Raw genomic sequence first — 3,559 nt, forward strand, 5'->3', positions numbered from 1 at the left:
GACGCGCTGGACGACACCGCGTTCCTCGCGATGGACCTGGAGCGGCTCGGCCGGCCGGACCTGGGCGCGTGGTTCCTGGACTGCTACGCGGAGTTCTCGGGCGCGGAGCGGTCCGTCGCGCTGGAGCACCACTACATCGCCTACCGAGCCGTGGTGCGGTCCAAGGTCGCCTGCCTGCGGCACGCCCAAGGCGTCGCCGGGCAGGACGTGCTGGCACGACAACTGGCCGGGCTCGCGCTGCGGCACCTGCGACTGGCCGAGCCGAGGCTGATGCTCGTCGGCGGTCGCCCGGGCACCGGTAAGTCCACAGTGGCCGGTCGGCTGGCCGACGAGGCCGGCGGCGTGCTCGTGCAGTCCGACCGCGTTCGCAAGGAGCTGGCCGGCATCGACCCCGAGCAGTCGGCCGAAGCCGGATGGCAGCAGGGCATCTACGACGTCGCGAGCACCGAGCACACATATCGGGAGATGCTGCGGCGGGCCGAACTTCTCCTCGGCCGCGGCGAGACCGTCGTGCTCGACGCCAGCTGGCGCGTGGCCGCGCACCGGGAAATGGCCCGGGTGGTGGCGGCCGGCACGTCCAGCCGGCTGGTCGAACTCGTCTGCCGGGCGCCGGGGGTGGTCGCGGACGCGCGGATCAGGACCCGCGCCGGCGGCCCGCACCTGTCCGATGCGACGCCGGAGATCGCGGCGGCGATGGCCGAAGCGTTCGATCCCTGGCCGGAGGCGGACGTCGTGGACACGGACTCGCCGGCCCGCTGAGCGGGCCGGCGAGCTGTCTCCGGAGGTCACTTCGCCTTCTCGTCCGCCTTCGTGTCCTTCTTGTCGTGGGTTTCCCGGTACGCCACCGCCCCGAGGTAACGGGCCAGCGGATCGCCGTGCGTGGTCTTGGCCGTCGGATCGGCCTTCAGCTCCTTGCGCGCCTCCGCCGCGGCCTGCCCGGACTCGACATCCGTCACGTCGTCCACCTCCTTCCCACTCGATCGTCCCGCCCGCCGAAGCCCTCCCGCAGGTGCCGAAAGCCCTTGTCCCCCATGTCCTTGCGGCCCTTCGTCGGCACCGGCGGCCGCCCTAGCGTGGTCGGCATGAGACTTGTCCAGCTTGACGGCCGCAGCGCTCGGGGCCGTCCTCGTCCTCGCCGGCGCGGCTCCCGCGGCCGCGGCCGCGCCGACCCCCACCCTGGTGGCGATCCGCACGGCCCACCACCCCGGCTACGACCGGGTGGTCTTCGAGTTCTCCGGACTACTGCCCGCCGACAACAGCGTCGCCCGGGTGCCGACCGTCATCGGCGACCCGTCCGGCCTGCCGATCCCCGTCGCCGGCAACGCCTTCCTCCGCGTCCGGATGAGCCCGGCCGCCGGGCACGACGACAACGGCAACGGCACCTACGGCCCGACCCGGCGCACCTACGCCCTGCCGCAGGTGATCCAGGTCGTGCAGGCCGGTGACTTCGAGGGCGTGCTGGCCTTCGGCATCGGCATCGCACGGGCCACGGATTCGGTGCGGCTGTTCACCCTGACCGCGCCGAGCCGAGTGGTGCTCGACATCGCCGACGACTTCGCCACGGTGGACGTCCGGGACTACTTCTACGACGTGTCCCGCCCGCCGTACCTGTTCCCGGTCACCCGACCGGTGATCCCGCCGACCACGGCCGGCGGCGCGCTGCAACGGCTGTTCGCCGGGCCGACCGAGGCCGAGTCCGCCGCCGGGCTGCGCTTCGTCAGCTCCGACGCGACCGGCTTCGACCACCTGTCGATCACCGACCGGGTCGCGACCGTGCGGCTGGTCGGCGGCTGCGACAGCCACGGCTCCACCTACACCGTCGCCGGCGAGATCATGGCCACGCTCAAGCGAGTTCCCGTCCGTCGGCTGGGTGAAGATCCTCGATCCGGCGGGCCGCACCGAACGGCCGACCGGCCACACCGACTCGATCCCGGTCTGCATCGAGCCATGAGGCCCGCGCACCGGTCGGACGTCCGGGCCTCGCTCGCCGAGGCCGTCGGGCAGGCCAACGTGATCACGGGTTCGGACGCTTCACCCGACTACGCCCGTGACGAATCGCTGACGTGTGTGCCGCGGACGCCGGCCTTCGTGGTGCGTCCCGGCTGCACGGCCGAGGTGTCCGCGGTGCTGCGAATCGCCAGCCGGGAGCAAATTCCCGTGACCGCAAGGGGTTCCGGGACGAGCCTGGCCGGCGCGGCGATCGCGCGGGTGGGCGGACTGCTGGTGTCGTTCGAGCGGATGAACGTCGTGCTGGAGATCGACGAGGCGAACCAGGTGGCGGTGGTGCAGCCCGGGGTCACCTTGGCCGAGCTGGACGCCGCGACGGCGGCGGTCGGCCTGCTGTATCCGGTGCACCCGGGCGAGATGGGGGCCACGGTCGGCGGCACGCTCGCGACCAACGCGGGCGGCATGCAGGCGGTCAAGTACGGCGTGACCCGGCACAACGTGCTCGGGATCGAGGCCGTGCTGGCGTCCGGCGAGGTGATCCGCGCCGGCGGCCGGTTCGTCAAGAACAGCACCGGTTACGACCTCACCCAGCTGATCGCCGGGTCGGAGGGCACGCTGGCGCTGGTGACGCAGCTGATCCTGCGGCTGCGGCCCCGACTCGGCCACCGGGCCACCATCCTGGCGCCGTTCGCCGACGCGCAGGCGCTGGCGCTGGCGGTGCCGCGCCTGCTGGCGACCGGGGTAGACCCGGTGGTGCTGGAGTACGTCGACGCGTTGACCATGGCCGCCATCGCCCACACCGAAGGGCTGGTCTCGGCGGTGCACGAGTCGGCGCAGGCCTACCTCATCGTCGAACTGGAGTCCCGCACCGCCGCGCGCCTCGACGAGGACGTCATCGAGGTGGCGGAGTTCCTGGCCGCGCAAGGCGCGTCCGATGTCTTCCCGCTCGACCGGGCAACCGGGCAGCGGCTCCTCCAGGCGCGGGAACGGGCTCTGCACACGTCCAGGGCGGCCGGCGCGAACGAGCTGGTCGACACCGTGGTGCCGCGGGCGGCGATGCCGGACTTCCTGGCCGAGGTGCAGCGGCTCGCCACCGGCAGCGGCTCGTACGTCGTCGGCTGCGGGCACGCCGGCGACGGCAACGTGCACCTGTCCGTCTTCCAGCAGGATCCGGAGATCCGGCAGCGGCTCATGACGTCCGTGCTGCGCGCCGGCATGGCGGCCGGCGGCAGCATCTCCGGCGAGCACGGCATCGGCACGGACAAGCGTGTCTACTTCGACGCGCTGGAGGACCCGCTGCGAACGGAGCTGATGCGCCGCGTCAAGCGGGCCTTCGACCCGGCTGGCATCCTCAATCCCGGCGTGTTGTTCGACCCGGCGGAGGCGGCACTGCGATGAACGGCGCCGAGACGGTGTTGCGGACGCTGGTGGCGTCCGGTGTGGAGGTGTGCTTCGCCAACCCGGGCACGTCCGAGATGCAGTTCGTCGCCGGGCTGGACGAGGTGCACGGCATGCGCGGCGTGCTCGGGCTGTTCGAGGGCGTGGTGACCGGCGCGGCCGACGGCTACGGCCGGATGACCGGCCGACCGGCCGCCGCGTGTTGCACCTGGGG

At 72.7% G+C, this 3,559-nt stretch carries 4 protein-coding genes; 3 read left to right on the forward strand and 1 reads right to left on the reverse strand.

Going from position 1 to position 3,559, the window contains the following annotated elements; translation table 11 throughout:
* The coding region (locus tag KUTG_RS02490) for a bifunctional aminoglycoside phosphotransferase/ATP-binding protein (RefSeq protein ID WP_043714593.1) at nt 1-759 on the forward strand (759 nt) is incomplete at its 5' end.
* Nucleotides 760-785: 26 nt separating this feature from the next.
* Here KUTG_RS02490 and KUTG_RS02495 read toward each other — a convergent pair.
* Nucleotides 786-956 (reverse strand): hypothetical protein, encoded by a 171-nt coding sequence (locus KUTG_RS02495; RefSeq protein WP_157494260.1) that lies wholly within the window; start codon nt 954-956, stop codon nt 786-788.
* Between the two features lie 991 nt (nt 957-1,947).
* Here KUTG_RS02495 and KUTG_RS02500 point away from each other — a divergent pair.
* The gene (locus KUTG_RS02500) at nt 1,948-3,345 is read left to right on the forward strand and encodes an FAD-binding oxidoreductase (RefSeq protein ID WP_043728035.1); all 1,398 of its coding nucleotides are present in this window, start codon (nt 1,948-1,950) and stop codon (nt 3,343-3,345) included.
* On the forward strand, nt 3,342-3,559 hold a 218-nt coding region (locus KUTG_RS02505), incomplete at its 3' end, for a thiamine pyrophosphate-binding protein (protein ID WP_043714597.1). The genes KUTG_RS02500 and KUTG_RS02505, both read left to right, overlap by 4 nt.

It is taken from the genome of Kutzneria sp. 744 (assembly GCF_000568255.1).
In the GTDB taxonomy this organism is placed as follows: Bacteria; Actinomycetota; Actinomycetes; order Mycobacteriales; family Pseudonocardiaceae; genus Kutzneria.

Bases quoted from the DNA above. Each gene is read 5' to 3' on its own strand.
- KUTG_RS02500 (WP_043728035.1), top strand. From the start codon at position 1,948: ATGAGGCCCGCGCACCGGTCGGACGTCCGGGCCTCGCTCGCCGAGGCC.